This window comes from Streptomyces sp. GL_141, from assembly GCF_057834385.1.
On record NZ_CM174402.1, the window covers coordinates 723,356 to 741,088 of the forward strand.

Consider the following 17,733-nt stretch of genomic DNA (forward strand, 5'->3'; position numbering starts at 1 on the left):
CGGCAAGGGTCACGGACGTGTCACCGGCCGCCCCGGTGACACATCCGCCGTGCGAGCATCGAGTGCGCCCACGACCAGGGCCGCCGGGGCAGGGGGACACATGGACAGCGACAGCGGAGCCCTCCGGTTCATCGGCCTGGGAGTGGCCAGGTACGACCACGCGAAGCGGGGCCTGCCCCACCGCCCCGACGTGACGGAAAGCCTCGCGGGGCTCGCCGCCCGGCTGCGTCGGGGGATGTCCGAACTGCCTGCCGCGGTGGGCGTGTCCTTCTCCGCGGACGTCATCGAGGACCCGGCGCACGCCGACGTCGAGGAGCTGTTCGCGCGCGGCGCGTGGGGGGACCCGGACGCGCCGGAGGGACCGTTACCGAACGCGACCGACCTGATGGTGATGTGGGCGGGGCACGGCATGTCCGACGGGGACACCTTGCTGCTGGCCACCCGCGACACCATCCCGGTGGAGAACGCGCCGCACGCGCCGGGCGGTTGGGCTCCCGCGGTGGTCGCCGACCGGCTGGTCACCTGGGCCGCCGCCTCGCAGGCACGGCAGCTGCTGATCGCCATCGACTGCTGTACGTCGGGCACCGCGCTCGACACCATCGCCGCGGCCGATGCCGTGGCCAACCGGACGCTGATGAACGGCACCGCGGACACCGCGGGATTCCTCTGGATCGGCATCCTCACCGCGAGCGGCCCCGACCAGCAGGCCGCGCAGGGGCTGTTGGCCGACCATCTCAGCGAGGTCCTGCGCGCCGGCCCCGTCGTCGGCGGCAAATGGCTGGCCTGGGCGGCGAACCTGCCGATGGTCAGCGCCCAGGACGTGGTCGAGGCCCTGCGCGGCCGCTGGCGCCGGGAGGTCGAGCCGTATTCGGAACAACGCCTGCACTTCGTCGCCAATCCGCTGCGCACCCGCATGGCGCACGAAGGGGAGGAGGAGAGCTGGCGGGGCATGTTCGCCAATCCCCTCTACCGGCGCGGAACGGGCCCGCAGATCGTGCAGCACCTCCGGGACGCGGCCCGGGGCACGGGGACGGGTGCGGCCGACAGCCGTGTGCTGTTCAGCGGGCGCGGCGAAGAGGTCGACGCGGTCGTCGCGCGGATCCGGTCCACCGATCCGGGCCTGTGGACCCTGACGGGTCCGCCCGGGACGGGGAAGTCGGCCCTCATCGGCCGGATCGTGAGCCTGTCCGACCCGGCCGAACGGCTCCGGATCCTCACGGACGGCGGCCCCCTGCACCACGAGGATCCGGGTGAGCGGGTCGTGAGCGCGAACGTGCACGCCCGCAACGGGTCGGCCGACGACCTCGCCGTGCAGATCGACCGGCAGCTGATCGGCGCCGACGTGGTCGCCGCGGACGCCACCGGCCGGTACCGCAACGCCGAGGAGCTGGTCGCCGCACTACGAAGGGCCGATACGGCGGGAACGCTGACCTCCAGGCCGGTCATCGTCTTCGACGGCCTGGACGAGGCGCGCGGGGTGCACATCCGCTCCAACGGCACCCGGAGGGAGGCCTTCGACATCGCCGAACGGCTGGTGATCCCGCTCGCCGAGTCCGCCGTCGTCCTCGTGGCCACCCGGGACCTCGCCGACGACGGCGCGGAGAGCAGGGGGCTGGTCGACCGGCTCTGCGGTGCCCGCGGGCCCGATCTCGATCTGGGATCCGCCTCCCACCGCGAAGGCGGTCTGACCGCGCTGCGGGAGTACGTCGTGCGCAGGCTCACCGGCATCGCGGACGGCACCATGGACCCGCACCGCGTCGCCGACCACCTGCTGGCCGACGGGTCCGGCGCCGACCACACGCCCTTCCTGCTGGCCCGGCTGCTGACCGACCAGCTGGCCGAGCATCCCGTGGACACCCGTACGGCCGGCTGGAGCGGCCGTCTGGCCCGTACCGTCTCGGAAGCGGTGGAGGCCGACCTCGCCCGGCTGCCCGCGGACGCCTGGCCCCAGCCGGCCGGAACCGCCGCCGACCACGCGCGGGTCCTGCTCACGGTGCTGGGTGCGGCGCTCGGCAACGGCTTCCCGCAGGAGGAGTGGCTGGCCGTCGCCTCGTACACGGCCCGCGAGGAGGGGCTGCTCGCGGAAGGGCAGCAGTACACGACCGCCGACCTCGACCGGCTGCTGGAATCCCTGGGGCGCTACGTGATCCAGGACGTCTTCCGCGGACGGGACGGCGGCCCCCGCCCCGCCGTCTACCGGATCTCCCACCAGAGCGTCCTCGACGCGCTCCGGCCGCCTTTCGTACCGACCAGGGAGGCACCGTTCGACCCGGCGGCGATCGCCGTCGCGAACGCGCTGCTGAACCGGTCCAACGCGATCCTGCGCTCCGGCGGTTCGGCCCCCGACGCGCCGTACCTGTGGGAGTACCAGACGGAGATCGCCGGAAGGGCGGGCGAGCAGGGCGTCCAGCGCCTGGAGGAACTGCCCCCGCACGACGGCCAGGAATGGCAGTTGGCCTCCGTGATGGGCGAGGTCGGCAAGCGGCTCCTGGAGCACGGGTACACCGCACGGGCCGTGGACATGCTCACCCGTTGCGTGGCCGTGTGGCGGACCTTCCAGGAGCAGGACCTGCTGTGGCGCGGCGCCCTGGCCGAGAACCTGGACCGGCTGGCCGTGGCGGCCGTGCAGGCCGGCGATCTGGACGTGGCCCTCGATGCCTTCGGGGAAGCGGTGGAACACTTCGAGGCGATCATCGGGGGCGAGGACGGCCGTCTCGCACGCGATGAGCTCGCACGCTGCCTGATCAACCGGGCCGAAGTCAGCTACCTCACCGACCCCCGGCAAGCACTGGCGGACGTGGAATGGGCCTGGGAGCTCGCCGAGGGAACGCAGGACCGGAGTGTGCGAGTTCAGGTCCTGAGCGGGCGAGCCCTCGTCAACCATGCGCTCGGTCGGCCCCGGCAAGCCCTGGCGGCCGTGCTGGAGATCCTCGGATCCGCCGATGAGTTCTCCCTTTCCCACCCGGACCCCCTCGCCGGGGACACCGGGAGCGCAGGGGACACGGGGGAGGACGAGGACGGGCTCCTCGCCGAGACCATCGCCCTGGGGCTGGTGAACTCCGCCGGCATCCTGTTCAACACGGGACGGGTGCGCGAGGGCCTGGAGGTGGGCAGGCGGGCGGTGTCCCTGGCCCGCACCCTGTACGTCCGGTGGCCCGGCCTGTACCGCCGGTTGCTGACCCTGTCCCTCCAGAACCTCGCCGCGGCCCTGGTGAGCGCCCATCTGGCGACGGAGGCCGTGGCGGTCGCCCGCGAGGCCTTCGAGCAAGCCCGCAGGCTGCACGAGGAGACCGGGGCACACTCCCTGCTCCTGGGCAGCGTCCGGTCCAACCTGGCCATTGCCTACTGCTTCGAAGACCGGAACGGCGAGGCACTGCCGCACGCCGTCGCCGCCGTGGCGACCCTTCGGGAGGTGGTGGACGAACAGCCCGCATCGCTACCGATCCTGGCATCCGCACTGCTCATTCTGGCCGCGGCGATGCGCGGAGACCTGCCGCAATCGGGATCCTTGGACGATGCGGCGCGCCGGCGCCTCGACGAGTCGTCCGCCCTGATGTCCGAGGCGATCGGGCTCCTCGACGAACTGCTGGCGGCCGACCCCGAACGCCACTCCACCCGGTGGGTGAAGGGGATGACCCAGTACTTCAGGGCCGGCCCGTACGGCCGGCGGCCGGACGAGGTCGTGCCCCGCGCGGAACGGGCGGTGGCGGTTGCCGAAGAGCTGTACAGGGCGAACCCCGACGCCCATCGGGCGATGCTCGCCCAGCTCCTGGCCGCGGCGGCCACGGCACTGACCGACGCGAGGGACGCGACGCCCGGCACCCCGACCGAGCCGGAGCCGTCCCCCGGAGCACTCGGGCGGGTCCTGCGCCGCGTGCCGCGCCCGGGCCGGCGCAGGCCCGACCCGGCAGCCCCCTCGCTCACCGACCTGATCTCCGCCCACGACCACCGGGCCGTCGAGCTCCTGACCGTCCTGGCGGAGACCGATCCGGACGGGTACCTCACCGAGTTGTGCACCGCCGAGCTCGATCTGGCGATCGGACTCGCCGCCGACAGTCCACGGGAGGCGGAGCGGTTGCGCGCCGACGCGGTCCGGCGACTGCGCCCGTACGGGGAAGCGGCGCCCGATGTGTACGGCGAGGCGCTCGCCGAGGCCTTGCAAGCGATGATCTCGAGTGCCGTAGGCGGCGACCGGATCTCCCTGCGCGACGAACTCATCGGGGTCCTCGGACCCGCCCAGGGCCGGCCGGGCGATGCGGCGAGCGCCAGACTGCACCGGGCCACCCGGAAACAGATCGAAGGCCTGACCGAGGCCGGCCGCACGGAAGAGGCCGCGGGGCTCTGGGCCCGCGTCCTGGACCCCGAGGCGCCGGCCGCCACGCTGCGCCGACGCCTCGGATTCCAGGGCGGCGAGGACCCGGCCGGCGTCGTCGCGTACCTGCGGGAAGCCCTGGCGGACCCCGGCACGACCCCCTTCCGCCGCTACTGGCTGCGTCAGGCCGGCCGGGCGATCCGCGCGCAGGATCCCGACGGCTGGGACCGGGCGTGGACGGAGCCGGGGGAACCGCTGCCGGACTGGCACGGCACCTCGGCACGGCAGGTCGCGGACGCCTACCTCTGGCTGGTGACCCCGTCGCTCGGCGCGTGCCACACGCACCTCGTCGCGCACCCGGAGCTCCTGGAGCCGGAGTTCGACGCGGCCTTCGAGGAGGCCGCCGAGGCTGCCGACACGTTCGACGACGTGCCCTTGGACCCTTCCACGTTCCGGGCCGTCCGCTGGGCGGGAACCCGGGACGGCCTGGCCGCCACCACCGAGGAAGCCGTCCGGGGACGCATCGCACGGTTCTGCGAAGCCGACCCGCAGGAGCAGGTCCGCCTGCTCCGGACGGAACGCACCTTCCTGCACAACGTGGTGGAGGACCTCATCCCCGAGATCACGGAGGCCGACAACGAGAACCTCCCTCTCGCGTGCGGCTTCGCCTTCCTGTCTCTGAGCATCGACCGGCCGGGCCTCGCCCTCTTCGCACCCGTGACCGAGGCACTCGGCGATCCGGATGCTCTCGCGGAGGTCTGCCGTACGGCGGGACGGGCCAAAGCACCGGACGACATCATGTGGGCCCTGTTCTTCGTCCTGATCTCCGTCACCGACGAGCTGGCCCTCGTGGCCTACTGCGGCGCCTACTTGGCGATCGCCCGTGCACGGGCACACGGGTTCGAGGCGATCCGGAACGAACTGCCCGACTGGACGTACCTCCGGTCGGGTCCGGGCACCGCCCTGGGCGAACGCTGGCGTGCGGACCTCGCGGAGCTGCTCGTCGACGAACCCGAACTCGCACCCATGGCCGACCTGTTCGACAGGGTCGAAACGGCGGACCGATGACGGCCCCGGCAGCCCCGCCCTCCCCCTCTCCCGCGCCCGTCCTGGACGACCAGTGCCTGGTGGGTCACCTCTTCGCAGCGGCCACTCCGGCCGGATACGGACACCTGCGCGCGCTCTGGGGGGACGCGGTCAGGCGCTGGGGCACGAGCGAGCCCATCGGGCCCGCGTCACCGGGCAGGCTCCCCGCGCTGCCCCCGGAGGCGCTCCCCTCCTCGGACGGGCTGATCTGCATGGCGCAGGGCACCGCCGCCCTGCCGGGACTCCACCAGATGCTGCTGCGCCGGCACCGCGACCGCATGTGGCTGAGCGCCACCCTCTCGCCGCCCGGCGGATCCTGGAACGCCCTGTGGGCCCAGTGGCGTACGGTCGTCGACCCGGACGATCCGCGCCTCATCGGATCCGCGGTCCTGCTCACCGCGTTCACGGACCTGCCCGCACCGCCCGGCGGCACGGGCTTGTCGGCGGTGCAGGACTCGGTGGCCGCGCAGTTCCCCGCCGCGCACGCGCCGTCGGCCCGCACCCGCTGGAGGACCGCGCTCACCACGACCGGCCTGTACCTCACCGAGCCGGTGGCATCCGACGCCGCCGCGCCCTCCCGCTGCCTGGCGGTCATCGCGCCGCGCGCTGCCGGGCGGGAGCTGGACGCGTGGACCTGGAGCGACGGCACGGCCGCGCCGACACCGTTCGCCCGGTACCTGCTGCACGCGGTCTCACTGCGTCAGCTGATGCGCGGCCTCGACGAGCGCGGCGCACGGGCCGAACTCCTCGCCGGCCGGGTCGACACCGGCATCCGGGAGCTGCGCGGGCTCCTGGACGCGCCCGGCGACGTCCGGCTGATCGCCGCCGGGCGGGACCTGCTCGTACGGACCGGGATCGCCCTCCTGGACCTGGTCACCGTCCGCACCAGGGTAGCCCAGGACGCCCGGGACGCGGAGATCGTGGCCCACAACCTCCACCTGGCCGTTTCGCCGACGCTGCCCGGCGCCCCGGGGCCGGCCGATCCCCTCGGTTCGGCGTCCGGGATCTCCGAGGAAGCGGCGGAACTCCACCCCGTCCAGCACGACTTGTACCTGAGTGCCGCCCTCGCCCGCCGCGCCGGGGACCTGGAAGCCTGGTTGCGCTCGGTCGAGGAACGGGCCGGCCACATCAACGCCGCCGCGCAGACGGCGGTCGCCGAACAGCTCCGGCTGGCCGACGAACGGGAGGCCCGCCGCAAGGCGCGCTCCACCCTGCGCAACACGGCCCTGGTCGGCGCGCTCCTCATGGTCCTGACCACGATCCAGAGCCTTCAGTACCGGCTGCCGCTTCCGGGGCGCGTGGTGCCCGCCCTGATCGCCACCCTCGGCGGGGCGGCCCTGCTGCTCGCGGGGAGCACCGTCCGTGACACGGTGCGGGGCTCCCGGCGCGACGTACCTGTGTTCCTTCCGCTGAGCGCGGGGGCGTTGGCGGCCGGGCTCGCCTGGTGCGCGGAAGGTGTGGCGGGCTGGGCGACGCACGCCGGCCCGAGCCCCGTCCGAAGCCTCGTCGTCGCCTCGGCGGCCGCTCTCGTGTCGGCCGTCTGGACCGCCCTGGCCCTGCGCCGCCGCAGCCCGGCACCACCGCCCGGCAACCCGACGCTTCTCCCCCGCCCCGGCGGGGGCGTCAACTAGGCTGCGCGGCATGAGCGACAGCAGACTGCCGCGTCCGGCCGCACCCGAACTGCCGGCGCGGGACGTGGCCGGCGATCTCCCGCGCCTGCTGAATCGGGCCCGGCGCTGGGTACTGGACGCGGACCGGGAATGCCGGGTCCTCGACGTGCTGGACCACCTCGACAGCGCCCGGCTCGCGGGCCGTTGGGAGGAGGTGGGCCGACACCTGGACGAACTGGCCACGCTGGCCCCGCCGCAGGCGGACCAGCGGATCGAGGGACCGGACAGCGCCTCGGCGAAGGTCGGCGAACGGATCGACCGCATCCTCCACGAAACCACGGACCCCCCATCGCCACCCCCGCCCCCGCCCGCGACCCCGCCGGACCGCCGCTGACCCCACCCCGTGACGGGCTGCGGGCATGTTTCCGCGCCTCGTGGTCGGGGGAGGGCTCGGGGGTCGTGCCGTACTCGCCGCCCGGGGGATCAACGGGGTGGGCGGGTGCGTCCGGCGCCGTGTCAGTCCGAGAAGACAGGGGAGATCTTCTTGTTACCCGTGGTGGTTTCCGCGATGTTATCCGTGATGGTGGCGCCTTCCGCGCCCTCCGGCGTCGCCGTTTCGATGTACGAACTGCCGCTCCTGGCAGGCCATTCCAGTAGTTCGGCCCAGGCGATGAACGACGCCGGGGACGTCGTGGGGCTCTCGCTGGACGAGAACGAAGAGGGTTACCTCGTGCGGTGGGGAGCCGACGGCTCGCTCACCCGTCTGCAGGCCGTCTCCGCGGGTTCGGGCGGGCAGGCGGTCAAGGTCGTCGAGGACGGCACCGTGGCCGGCTTCACCGCCGCGCCGGACGGCGTACGGCATGCCGCCCGATGGGACGCGGCGGGCGCCCTCACCCGGCTCCAGGAACCACCGGGCTACGTCGACGGCGAAGCCCAGGACATCAACGACTCCCATGTCGCCGTGGGGCGTCTGTCGACGGCCGTCGGCACGCGCCCGGTGCGCTGGAGCCCGGACGGCCGGGCGACCTTGCTGCGTCTGCCCCCGAAGGCGGAGGGGGGCGTGGCCACCGGGATCAACGAGCGGGGAGAGATCGCCGGCCACGTGTTCGTGCCGGGCGAGAAGACCCGGGCCGTACGCTGGGACACCGCGGGCCGGGTCCACGATCTCGGCTCGCTCGGGGGCTCGTACAGCGAGCCGGTCGCGATCAACGACCGCGGCACGGTGATCGGCCGGGCGACCGACGGGGCCGGGGAGTGGAAGGCCGTCCGTGCCCCGCGCGGGACGAAGTTCAAGGCACTGCCGTCGCAGGGGGTCGGCGCGCGGTCCGTGAGCGTCAACAACGCCGACGTCGTCGTAGGGAACGTCAAGGACCACGCCGTGAGGTGGGACGGGAACGCCACCACCGAACTCGCGGTGCTGCCCGGCACGGGCCGGGTCTTCGTCAACGGGATCAACGACGCGGGGACCGGCGTCGGCACCTCCGACGAGCGTGCCGTGACGTGGGATCCGCTGGGGCGGGTCACCGCCCTTCCCCTTCCCGCCGGCATCGACAGGACCCAGCCGCTCGCGATCAACGCGGCCGGGAACGTCGCGGGGGACGTGGGCAGTTCGAGGAGCTGGCCGGTCCGCTGGCGCGCCGTCGTCTGGCGCTAGCCGCGGGCACTTCTTGACGATCACGTGAACGTGTCCGGTCTTCCCGACGCGTGCGGGACCGGTCGGGTTCTCCTGGCCCGAGGTGACACGGACCTCCGACCGCCACCGGTACGCCAACGGTACGCCACAGCAGGTTTCCGGAACGGGAGTTGGAACATGAGGCAACGGTACGTGCGGGTCCTGGTCGCGGTCGGGCGAAGCTCGGCCCCTCGACCCTGCTGGACGGAGTCTTCTGGTCCGGCGAGCTGAAGCAGACCACGTACGAGCGCTCGCGCGAGTTCGATGTCGACCGGGTCGGCCCCGAGGGGCTGCGCCACGTCGCCGACGTCATCCGCAAGCAGTACCACCAGGAGTCGGTGCTGACGTTCCGCTGCCTGCCGCGGAGCTCGCCGGACACCGACGCCGTGGAGATCCAGGCCGCGGGCGTGAGCGCGACCCGCCTCCACGACGCCCTCCTCGCCGACCCCGAGGCCCGCGAACGCCTCGGTGGGGGCTCCGTCACCCTCGGCGGCCGCCTGATCCTCATCGCTCCACTGGCGGACCTCCCCCTCGCCCGGAAGCTCACGGCCGACCTCGGCGTCGACTGGAACACCGCGGAAGTGCGCTACAGGGACCAGGAGTTCATGGGCTGACGGTGCCGGGGCACCGCAGCGGGTCGCCGTCCCCCGAGGGGGACGGCGGCCCGGCAGGTCAGCCGCGCGGGCGGCGGCGCAGCCGCGGGTCGGACAGTGCGGGCGGCACGTATCCGGCGTCCCGGGTGGACAGGTTCGTGCCCGGCGGCACGATCTTGTCGATGCGGTCGAGCACGTCCGCGCTCAGCCGTACCCGGTCGGCGCCCAGCTGGCTCTCCAGCTGCTCGAAGGTGCGCGGTCCGATGATGGCCGAGGTGACGGCGGGATGCTCCAGGACGAAGGCCAGGGCGAGCTGCACCAGGGTCAGCCCCGCTTCCTGCGCCAGCTGGGCCAGCGCCTCGGCGGCGTCCAGCTTGGCCGCGTTCCCGGTGTCGGCGATGTCGAAGCGCTCGGCCTGCCGGTCGATCCGGCTGGAGGTGGGCTGGTCGCCGCCCTTGCGGTAGCGGCCGGACAGCCAGCCGCCGGCGAGCGGGCTCCAGCTGAGCACGCCCAGCCCGTACTGCTGGGCGACGGGCAGGACCTCGCGCTCGATGCCCCGCGCGAGCAGCGAGTACGGAGGCTGCTCGGTCACCACCCGTTCGCGGCCTCGGCGTTCGGCGAGCCACTGGCCCTCGACGATCGCGGAGGGCTCGAAGGTGGAGGTTCCGATGTAGCGGATCTTGCCCTGGTGGACGAGGTCGCTGAGCGCGCCCAGCGTCTCGTCGAAGTCGGTCCCGGGCTCGGGCCGGTGCACCTGGTAGAGGTCGATCCAGTCGGTGCCGAGCCGGCGCAGGCTGTTCTCCACTTCACGGATGATCCAGCGGCGGCTGTTCCCCTGTTCGTTGGGGTCGGATCCGAGGCTGCCGTGGAACTTGGTGGCCAGCACCACGTTGTCCCGCCGGCCTCCGGCGAGCGCCTTCCCGACGATGGTCTCCGACTCCCCCGCCGAGTACACGTCGGCCGTGTCGACGAAGTTGATGCCCGAGTCGAGGGCCCGGTGGATGATGCGGACGCTGTCGTCGTGGTCGGTGTTGCCGCGGGCCCCGAACATCATGGCGCCCAGGGCGAGCGGGCTCACCTTGACGCCGGTGCGTCCGAGCAGGCGGTATTCGGTCATCGTGCACTCCCGTTGACGAGTTGATCGGTATGGGTGTCGGCTTGGCCGGTAGAGCTGTCGGCTTGTTCGGCAGGGCTGCCGGCCGGAGCCGGAAGCAGAGCCGGCGGCCGGACGTCCGCGCCGCCCGGCCGGTAGGCGTCCCACAGGCGCCGGTACGGCCCCTGTGCGGCCAGGAGTTGGCTGTGCGTGCCCGTCTCCACGACGGTCCCGGCGTCGAGCACCACCACGCGGTCCGCGCGGGCGGCCGTGGTGAGGCGGTGTGCCACCACCACGGTGGTGCGGCGCCGGGTGAGGGCCTCGACGGCGGCGGTGACCCGCCGTTCGGTGGCGAGGTCGAGCGATGCGGTCGCCTCGTCGAGCAACAGGATGTCGGGGTCGACCAGTTCGGCCCTGGCGAGGGCGAGCAGCTGGCGCTGGCCCGAGGACAGGCCCCGGCCGCGTTCCCCGATCCGAGTGAGGTATCCGTGCGCGAGCGTGGCCACCATCTCGTGGGCTCCGACGGCCCGGGCCGCGGCCTCCACCTCCGCGTCGGTCGCCTCCGGCCGTCCGTAGGCGATGGCGTCGCGGACGCTGCCGCCGAAGAGGTGCGGCTCCTGCGGGACGATGCCCAGCCGGCGCCGGTAGCCCGTCAGGTCGAGTCCGCGCAGGTCGTGGCCGTCGACGCGGACGGCCCCGGAGGCCGGATCGTAGAAGCGGGCCAGCAGCTTGATCACGGTCGACTTGCCGGCGCCGGTGGTCCCGACGAGGGCGACGGTCTCGCCCGGGGCGATGCGCAGCCCGATGCCGTGCAGGACGTCGCGGTCCGATCCGCCCGCGTAGTGGAAGGAGACGTCGTCGAACTCGATCTCCCCGCGCAGCGCCTCGACGCGCCGCGGGGCGTCCGCCGGGGGCGTGGCGACGGGGGTGCGCATCAGACCGCGCAGCCGGTTCATGCCGATGACCGCCTGCTGGTACCCGTCGAAGACCGGGAACAGCTGCTGGATCGGGGCGAAGAACAGCTCGACGCAGAGCAGGAACGCGATCAGGGTGCCGGCGGTCAGCCCGCCGGAGACGACCTGGCCGGCTCCGACGGCGAGGACGGCGGCCGTGGACAGCGTGCCGAGGAACTCGACGAAGGGGAAGAAGGTGCCCATGTACCGCTGCGCCCGCAGCCGGGACGTGCTGAACGCCCTGGCGAGGGCCGCGAAGTCCTCGGCGTTGCGCTGTTCCCGGCGGAAGGCCTGGGTGATCCGCAGGGCTCCGACGTTCTCCTGGAGGTAGGCGTTGACCGTGCTGATCTGCTCTCGGGCCTCCAGGTAGGCGGGGACCGAGTAGTGCCGGAACAGGGCGGTGGCGATGATCAGCGGTGGCAGTGCGGCCAGCAGGACCAGCGCGAGCTGTGCGTCGATGACCAGCAGGGACACCAGGACCCCGAGGACCGTCAGCAGGCTGACGACCGCCGTGATGAGGCCCGTCTGGAGGAAGTTCGACACGGCGTCCACGTCGGTGGTCATCCGGGTCATGATCCGGCCCGCCGGTTCCCGCTCGTAGTAGTCGAGGCCGAGTCGCTGCAGCTGGGCGTACGTCTTGACCCGCAGGGTGTAGAGGAGCCGCTCGCCGGTTCGCCCGGTGGCGCGGACCTGGACGATGCCGAGCAGCCAGTTGGCGACGACGACCGCCGCCGCGGCCGCGGCGGCCGCCAGCAGGACCCCCCTCGCCTGGCCGGTGACCCCGCTGTCCACGCCGTGCCGGACGAGTACGGGTACGGCGATCTGCGCGAGCGCGTCCACGGCGACCAGCAGGAGCCCGCCGAGCAGCGGGATCCGGAAGGGGCGCAGCAGGGAGCCGAGACGGAAGGCGGGGTCTCCCGCCACGGCCTGGGCGAGCGGGACGCCGGGCTCGGCGGCGGGCATCGGGGTCTTCGCGAGGGCGGCCAGCAGCTCGGGGGACGGCGGGGCGGAGCCGAGCACTCCGCTGCCGGGTCCGCCCCGGCCGGGGCCGGAGGCGGCGGCTGCGGCGAGGGCGTTCGCGGCGCGGACCGCGGTGCCCTCGTGGTGTACGGGGCCCTCCCCGTCCGGCTGTCGCCACAGCTCCGCGGTGATGCCGCCGACCGGGACGCCGAGCGCGGGCGCGGTCCCGTCGGCCGTGTCGGGGGCATCGGCGTCACCGGCGTCACCGGCGTCACCGGGACGGGGCGAGGTGGACAGCAGGGACCGGAAGAGGGCCGAGCGGGCGCGCAGCTCGTCCGGCGTGCCGATGTCGGTGATCCGGCCGCCGTCCATCAGCGCGACGCGGTCCGCGAGCTCCAGGGTCGACTCCCGGTGGGCCACGATGAGCGTGGTGCGCCGTCGGCCGGCCTCCCCCAGGGCGGTGTGGATCTCCGCTTCGACCCGGGCGTCCAGGGCCGAGGTGGCGTCGTCCAGGACGAGCACGGCGGGGTCGATGAGCAGGGCGCGGGCGAGCGCGACCCGCTGGCGCTGGCCGCCGGAGAGCGTCAGCCCCTGTTCGCCGACGGCGGTGTCGTAGCCGTCGGGGAGCCGGTCGATGAACTCGTCGGCCCGGGCGAGCCGGGCCGCCTCGCGGATCTGCGCGTCGGTCGCGTCCGGGCTCCCGTACGCGATGTTGGCGCGGATCGAGTCCGACAGGAGGAGGCTCTCCTAAGAACCTCCAGCGTCAGCAATAGGTCAGCCTTGGCGCCGGAGGGGTCCGCGAGACATGGCAACGAAGTCCCTCGCCCATGGAATGGGCACGTTCTTCAAGGACTGCGAGCACCTTGAGTCCCGCTGGTCGAAGTGCCCGCACCCCTACACGATCCGTTACCGCAGCGCCGCCGGTAAGCAGACCGAAGAGGTCGGATTCTCCAACCAGGAGAAGGCCCTCACCCGCCTCACGGCCATCTACAACGAGAAGAAGGCCGCACCGCGCAGCCAGAGCGTCTGGTCCGGGTCGCGCATTTCGCCGAGGAGTAGGACGCCCCCCGTCCTGGTCGAGGCCGGCGAGGTCGGCCCTGTTCTCGTAAAGCTGCGCCCAAGGGACATGTAGCGCTGCGGAATCACCCCAGGTCCTCGCCTTTCCTGGCGGGGCCCTCCTTTGACTGCACGAGTGATCGCGGGGAGGGGAGAGAGACGCGGGCGCGGCACGACCGGGAGCCGGAGGACCTGATCGAGGCCTGGACGCTGCTCGAAAGACGACGTGACGAGGGTGCGGAACAAGTCCGGGGCGACCCGGCTCGGGTTCGCACTGCGGCTGAGTTCTTCGAGGTGGAGGTTGACGGACTCCAGGTGCGAGCTCGGTGGTCCTAGCCTCCGGGCTGCGCGATGAGTGATTCGACTCCGTCCAGCATCCGTGCGAGCCCGAATTCGAAGAGGGTCTCGAGTTCGAGGTCGAACCCCTCCCGGTCGAAGAGAGTGGACAGGATCGGATAGGACCCGGCGCTCTGGATCGTCTCCATCCGCGGTTCGTTGGAGGCCATCCACTCCTCGGGTGTCATGCCGGTGTCCTGCCGTGCTTGCGACTCCAGCTCGGCGGCCGCCGCGACGCCCTGCGCGTACCCGACGAGGGCGAGGTGGACGTGGATGATCTGGGTCGGTGTCAGCCCCAGGCCGGTCAGGGCACCGAGGACCCGCTCGGTGTAGCGCATCGCGTGGGGTGAGGCCATCGGCCGGGTGAGGGCAGCCATGGCTCGTGCCAGCCAGGGATGGCGCTGGTACAGGGCCCACAGCCAGCGGGCCTCCCGTTCCAGTCGCGCACGCCAGCCGGGCGGTCGCGGCCCCGGCGGTTCTCCGTTGAACACCGTCTCCGACATCAGCCGTACGAGCTCGCCCTTGCTCGGGACGTGGCGGTAGAGCGCCATGGTCGAAACGCCGAACTCGGTTGCGACTCGGCGCATGGAGAGCGCGCCGAGCCCTTCGGCGTCGACGAGGGCGATCGCGGCGCGGATGATGCGATCCCGGGTAAGCCCGTGGTGCGGAGCCGAGGGCCGTTCTCGTCCCGACTCGGCGACCACGGTGCCGACGCCGGGCACGGCCCGCACCAGACCCTCCTGGCTCAGTGTGGCGAGCGCCTTCGTCGCGGTCGCCATCGCGACGCCCCACTCCTGGGTGATGCGCCGGGTGGAAGGGATGCGGGCACCGGGCTCAAGCTCACCCGAGGCAATGAGCCGACGGATGTCGCCGGCGATGCGGAGGTAGGGCGGTTCCACAGTCATGACCGCACTGTACTAGTGCACTCACAGGGCATTGCGGCTGCTCAGAGCCGATAGATGGCGGGGTGCACTAGGTACCTGTTTGCGGCGTACGCCGGCGCCCAGTTCCCTGCCGCTCATGGAGAACACACCCGGCCCCCGCGCGGGGCGCAAGGAATGGACCGCCCTGGGCGTCCTGATGCTGCCCCTGCTGCTCGTCTCGATGGACGTCTCGGTCCTGTACTTCGCGATTCCCTACGTCAGTCAGGACCTGGAGCCCAGCGCGACGCAGCAGTTGTGGATCCTCGACATGTACGGCTTCGTCCTCGCCGGGCTCCTCATCCCGATGGGCGCGCTCGGCGACCGGATCGGTCGGCGCGCGCTGGTGCTCGCGGGAGCGGTGCTCTTCGGAGCGGCCTCGGTCGCCGCCGCGTACGCGCACACCGCCGAACTGCTCATCGCCGTACGCGCGCTGCTGGGACTCGGCGGTGCCGCCTTGATGCCCTCGACCCTCGCCCTGATCCGCAACCTCTTCCACGACGAGAAGCAGCGCGGAAAGGCGGTGACCCTGTGGACCGCCGTCATGACGACGGGCATCTCGCTGGGGCCCGTGGTCAGCGGTCTGCTGCTGGAGCACTTCTGGTGGGGCGCGGTCTTCCTGATCAACCTGCCCGCGATGGTGCTGCTGCTCGTGCTGGTGCCGTTTCTGGTGCCTGAATTCAAGTCAGTGAAGCGTGAGCGCTTCGACCTGCTGAGCGCGGTGCTGTCACTCGGCGCTGTGCTCCTGGCCATCTACGGCATCAAGGAATGGGCCCGGCACGGGTACGAGCCGCTGCCCGCCCTCGCCGTCAGTGTGGGGCTCGTGCTCGGTTTCGTCTTCGTGCGCCGGCAGAAACACCTCGCGCATCCGGTGATCGACCTCGGCCTGCTCGGCCGGCGCGCCTTCGGCGGCCCGGTGTTCGCCAACCTCCTCGCGATGTTCGCCACGGTCGGGATGGCCGTCTTCCTCACCCAGTACCTGCAGTCCGTCCTCGGCCTGAGCCCGTTCAACGCCGCCCTGTGGAGCCTGGTACCGGCTGCCGGGGTGGCCGTCATGGCTCCGGCCGGGGCCGCGCTCGCACAGCGTATGGACCGTGCGTACGTCATGGGCGGCGGCTTCCTCCTCTCCGCCTGCGGGTTCCTCTGGCTGACCCAGGTACGCACCGACTCGGAACTCTGGTTCGTCCTCGCCGGCGTCTCCCTCTACGCGGGCGGCCTCGTCGCCGCCATGACCCTCGCCAACGAACTCGCCCTCGGCGCGGCCCCGCCGGAGCGCGCGGGATCAGCCGCGGCCGTGCTGGAGTCAGGCCAGGAGCTCGGCGGAGCGCTGGGCATGGCACTCCTCGGATCCACCGGGGCAGCGGTATACACCCGGGACATGACCGGAGCAATGCCCCCGGGAGTACCGCAGGCCGAAGCCGTCCGCGAAACACTGGGCGGCGCGACGGCCACCGCGGCCCAACTGCCGGACGGGATGGCAGATGCTGTGCTGACGGCCGCGCGTGACGCCTTCACACACGGGATGAGCTTCGCAGCCGTAGGCGCGGCCGTCGTCATGGCCGGTGCCGCCCTCTTCTCGTTCACATGGCTGAGGGGCGCAGGTAAGACGACGCGCACGGCGGAATCATCTACCGACCCGCAGCCCGCGACCCTCGCGTCGTGATGGCCAGCAATCCTGATTCGAACACCACGCAGCATGTAGCCCCGAGCTCGGTTCCCGAGGGCTCACCTGTGGTGGGCGGCGAGTCGAGTTCGGCGACGTGCCGGGCCACAGCGTCGACGCCCGGGCGGGCGTATCGCTCCAGGGAGCGGATGAAGCCGTGGCGGGAGCCGGCCAGCAGCATCGGGGTGGAGGTGCCGTCCTCGGCGTCGTACATCAGGGCGCTGTGGCGGAGCCGGTGGAGTGTCCAGCCGTTCAGGTGCTAGACGTCCCCGGGCGAGACGAGGGGGGTGGCCAGGAGCCGGGTGTTCCCCTCGAAGAGTTCCTCAGCACGCCGGTGGGAGAGCCGGGCCCGGCCGGCCTCTGGGCACACGTCGAGTGTCGGCGTACCGGCCGAGGCCTCGCGGTCGGTGAGGAACAGCGGGCGGCCTTGGGCACGGAGTGGCAGCCGCTGGGCGGCGCCGGACTTCCAGTGAATCCACTCGGTCGCCCCGCCCTTGGCGGTGATCATCCCGCGCTTGTCCTGCGGGTACAGGTCCTCGACGTTCAGGCACAGCACCTCATCGGGCCGTGCGGCGGACTCGTGGAGCATCTTCCGCTGCGTCTCCCGGAGCCCTACGTCCTGCACCGGCGGGGTCGCTAGAGCCATTTGTTGCGGCGCAGCGCGCGGTAGATGACCGTGCACACGATCGCCATGAGGGCCCAGACCGCGGGGTAGCCGTACGGGGACTTGAGTTCGGGCATGTGCTCGAAGTTCATGCCGTAGACGCCGACGATCATGGTGGGGACGGCGATGAGTGCGGCCCGGGCGCTGATGCGGCGCATGTCGGCGTTCTGCTGGACGCCCAGCTGGGCGATGCTGGCACTGAGCATGCCGGAGACGAGTTCATCGAAGGACAGGATCTGTTCGCCGACCCGCTGGTGGTGGTCGGCCACGTCCCGGAAGTACGTGGCGACGTTCGACGGGATCCCTGGGACCGCTCCTTCACTGAGGCGCTGCAGGGCGCCGGCGAGCGGCATCACGGCGCGCTTGAATTCGAGGAGCTCTCGCTTGAGCTGGTAGATCCGCCCGGCATCGACCGGACGGTCGGGGGAGAAGACTTCGGCTTCCAGGGAATCGACGTCGCCGGCGAAGGCGTCCGCGACCTCTACGTAGCGGTCGACGACCATGTCCGCCACGGCGTGCAGGACGGCCGCGGGTCCGCAGCCCAGCTGCTGCGGATCCTCCTGGAGCCGGCGGCGCACGTCTTCCAGCGGCGGCGCGCTGCCGTGGCGGACGGTGATCGCGAAGCCGGGGCCGGCGAAGACCATGATCTCGCCGGTGTCGACGATCTCGCTGGTCGCGGTGACCTTCTCGTGGTCGACGTAGACGATCGTCTCAGCACGAGGAACAGCGGTGACGGAGGCGCTGATCGTGTCGGTCATGGCATGCCTTCCTCATGTGCCGCACCCCCCGGGGGCCGGGCCTGCGGCGTTGGAATC

General features: G+C 72.3%; 11 protein-coding genes and 2 pseudogenes. 7 read left to right on the plus strand and 6 right to left on the minus strand.

Translation table 11 applies throughout. From position 1 onward, the window contains the following. Positions 1–100 precede the first annotated feature (100 nt). The 5 genes from AC3IX6_RS03140 (at position 101) to AC3IX6_RS03160 (ending at position 9,294) form a co-directional block, all read left to right on the plus strand. On the plus strand, positions 101–5,380 hold the full coding sequence (locus tag AC3IX6_RS03140) for a hypothetical protein (protein WP_489368653.1): 5,280 nt from the start codon (positions 101–103) through the stop codon (positions 5,378–5,380). Beyond that, positions 5,377–7,029, plus strand: a complete 1,653-nt coding sequence (locus AC3IX6_RS03145; protein ID WP_489368655.1) for a CATRA conflict system CASPASE/TPR repeat-associated protein — start codon at positions 5,377–5,379, stop codon at positions 7,027–7,029. Before AC3IX6_RS03140 ends, AC3IX6_RS03145 begins: the two co-directional genes overlap by 4 nt. A gap of 10 nt (positions 7,030–7,039) precedes the next feature. Further along, entirely contained in the window at positions 7,040–7,402 is a 363-nt protein-coding gene (locus AC3IX6_RS03150) for a hypothetical protein (RefSeq protein WP_489368656.1), read from the plus strand. A gap of 186 nt (positions 7,403–7,588) precedes the next feature. Beyond that, a complete protein-coding gene (locus AC3IX6_RS03155) occupies positions 7,589–8,662 on the plus strand; it encodes a hypothetical protein (protein WP_489368658.1) in 1,074 nt (357 codons plus the stop codon). 149 nt (positions 8,663–8,811) lie between these two features. Further along, positions 8,812–9,294 carry a hypothetical protein gene (locus AC3IX6_RS03160; RefSeq protein WP_489368659.1) on the plus strand — a complete coding sequence of 161 codons (483 nt, stop codon included), beginning with the start codon at positions 8,812–8,814 and terminating at the stop codon, positions 9,292–9,294. 58 nt (positions 9,295–9,352) lie between these two features. Here the strand turns inward: AC3IX6_RS03160 and AC3IX6_RS03165 are convergent, their stop codons facing one another. Further along, positions 9,353–10,390, minus strand: coding sequence for an aldo/keto reductase (locus AC3IX6_RS03165; protein ID WP_489368660.1), 1,038 nt, complete (start codon positions 10,388–10,390; stop codon positions 9,353–9,355). Then, positions 10,387–13,026: pseudogene (locus tag AC3IX6_RS03170) on the minus strand (ABC transporter ATP-binding protein); the annotation flags it as partial. The pseudogene AC3IX6_RS03170 and the gene AC3IX6_RS03165, both read right to left, overlap by 4 nt. A gap of 85 nt (positions 13,027–13,111) precedes the next feature. Here AC3IX6_RS03170 and AC3IX6_RS03175 point away from each other — a divergent pair. Then, positions 13,112–13,303: pseudogene (locus tag AC3IX6_RS03175) on the plus strand (tyrosine-type recombinase/integrase); the annotation flags it as partial. A 364-nt stretch (positions 13,304–13,667) separates the two neighbouring features. Here AC3IX6_RS03175 and AC3IX6_RS03180 read toward each other — a convergent pair. Then, on the minus strand, positions 13,668–14,576 hold the full coding sequence (locus AC3IX6_RS03180; RefSeq protein ID WP_489368661.1) for a TetR/AcrR family transcriptional regulator C-terminal domain-containing protein: 909 nt from the start codon (positions 14,574–14,576) through the stop codon (positions 13,668–13,670). A gap of 115 nt (positions 14,577–14,691) precedes the next feature. Here AC3IX6_RS03180 and AC3IX6_RS03185 point away from each other — a divergent pair, with 115 nt between their 5' ends. Then, entirely contained in the window at positions 14,692–16,254 is a 1,563-nt protein-coding gene (locus tag AC3IX6_RS03185) for an MFS transporter (protein ID WP_489368662.1), read from the plus strand. Here the strand turns inward: AC3IX6_RS03185 and AC3IX6_RS03190 are convergent. Genes AC3IX6_RS03190 through AC3IX6_RS03200 form a run of 3 tightly spaced genes read right to left on the minus strand, consistent with a single transcriptional unit; the run spans position 16,220 to position 17,676 of the window. Further along, positions 16,220–16,468 (minus strand): hypothetical protein, encoded by a 249-nt coding sequence (locus AC3IX6_RS03190; RefSeq protein ID WP_489368664.1) that lies wholly within the window; start codon positions 16,466–16,468, stop codon positions 16,220–16,222. The two genes, AC3IX6_RS03185 and AC3IX6_RS03190, sit on opposite strands and share 35 nt — an antisense overlap. 45 nt (positions 16,469–16,513) lie before the next feature. After that, a complete protein-coding gene (locus AC3IX6_RS03195) occupies positions 16,514–16,843 on the minus strand; it encodes a hypothetical protein (RefSeq protein ID WP_489368665.1) in 330 nt (109 codons plus the stop codon). 47 nt (positions 16,844–16,890) lie between these two features. Beyond that, a complete protein-coding gene (locus AC3IX6_RS03200; protein ID WP_489368666.1) occupies positions 16,891–17,676 on the minus strand; it encodes a magnesium and cobalt transport protein CorA in 786 nt (261 codons plus the stop codon). Between the last annotated feature and the right edge of the window lie 57 nt (positions 17,677–17,733).